Annotated in this window: 1 protein-coding gene and 1 pseudogene; one reads left to right on the forward strand and one right to left on the reverse strand. The window is 63.5% G+C overall.

Annotated elements, in window-relative coordinates; translation table 11 throughout:
• Window positions 1–124: 124 nt before the first annotated feature.
• Window positions 125–427, forward strand: a pseudogene (locus GI374_RS18715) (integrase core domain-containing protein); the annotation flags it as partial.
• 781 nt (window positions 428–1,208) lie between these two features.
• Here GI374_RS18715 and GI374_RS18725 read toward each other — a convergent pair.
• Window positions 1,209–1,396, reverse strand: a 188-nt coding sequence (locus GI374_RS18725) for a transposase (protein WP_195759995.1), incomplete at its 5' end; no start/stop codon positions are given.

The following is a 1,396-nucleotide window of genomic DNA, read 5'->3' on the forward strand; positions in this document are numbered from 1 at the left end:
GCTGTCGCTCATGCTCTCAACACAAGGCCTCGCGGGACGCTCGGTTGGAAAACACCCGCGGAAGCCCTCGACCAGGTTCTCAAGGGTGCTAAAATCGATGCTGTTGCGTCGACCGGTTGAATCCGCCCAATACCTGTCGATCCGCTACACGAAACGTCTGGCCGAAGCAGGGGTCGAGCCGTCGGTCGGCAGCGTCGGCGACCGCTACGACAACGCTCTGGCCGAGACGATCAACGGCCTGTTCAAAAGCCGAGGTGATCCACCGACCTGGACCCTGGCGCAGCCTTGGGGCCGTCGAATACGCCACCCTCGAATGGGTCGACTGGTTCAACACCGCCGTCTTCTCGAGCCGATCGGGAGCATCCCGCCCGCTCAAGCCGGAGCGAACCTCTACGCCGCCAGGGAAACCCCGGCCATGGCCGCGTAGCTAAGACAAACCGGCCTCCGGGAAACCCGGTGCGGTTCAGTCAGCGCGTCATTCACCACCTGCCTGATCTTGCGCAACGGATGCCGCGCCGGGATGCGCGCCTCCAGATCGACATAGCTGAACACCGACCTGCTCGTCTCGTCCGTGCCGCGCCATCATCACCCCCGCCGTAGCCGTGCGGAGAATGAATCATGTTCCTCAGACCGCGCGATGGCCGACTTCTTCAGCAGCCTGCTAAGACCGGGCATGGATCGCGTCCTTCAGCTGGCGCGAGGGCCGTCGAGGAACGAAGAAACCTCGTGTGGTAGCCAACGTCCTGATCGTCTTCTGCAACTGATGGTCGAGAACCTTTCGGTCCGCCACGACGGTGGCGGAGTCGCTGACCGGACGGTCCTCTCCGTTGTGGCGCGTTGCCAGCTGATGTGCGGTCCAGGCGATGGAGTTCGACTTTGCGGAACTCGCCGAGTGCTGGAGCAGGTAGTTCTGGCCGGAGTCATGCGTTCGGGCGTGGCCCGACCACGCTGCGGACCGCGTCGAGCTGGTGGTAGCGCGCCAGATCGTGGTGCGCCTCAGCCTGCCGCCGGGAATGTCCGACATTCCGTGGATGGGCTTTCGGCCCGTTTCGATCTGACCGCCTTCCGCCGCCGAGCGGGTTGAAGCGGTCGTCGAACATGATGGCGGACTGATTGACCGCTGTCCGGCAGCCTCTGACGTTTCGCGCGGTTTTCTCGGGTCACGTCCGTCAACGTGGTGTAAATCGTGAGATGGCCTGAGATCATGATCAGGCGGCCTTGGCCGTGATGCTGAGGATGGGGTCGATCTCCTCCTTGTCGATCTGGGCAAAGGCCTCGACCATCATGTAGCGGCTCGAGGTCTGCCATTCGTCGTTCTGCTCGAACAGGACCGCGCCGATCAGGCGCATGATCGAGGCCTCGTTGGGGAAGATCCCGACCACGTCGGCCCGGCGCT

The sequence above is a fragment of the Paracoccus sp. S-4012 genome, from assembly GCF_009674885.1.
GTDB lineage: Bacteria > Pseudomonadota > Alphaproteobacteria > Rhodobacterales > Rhodobacteraceae > Paracoccus.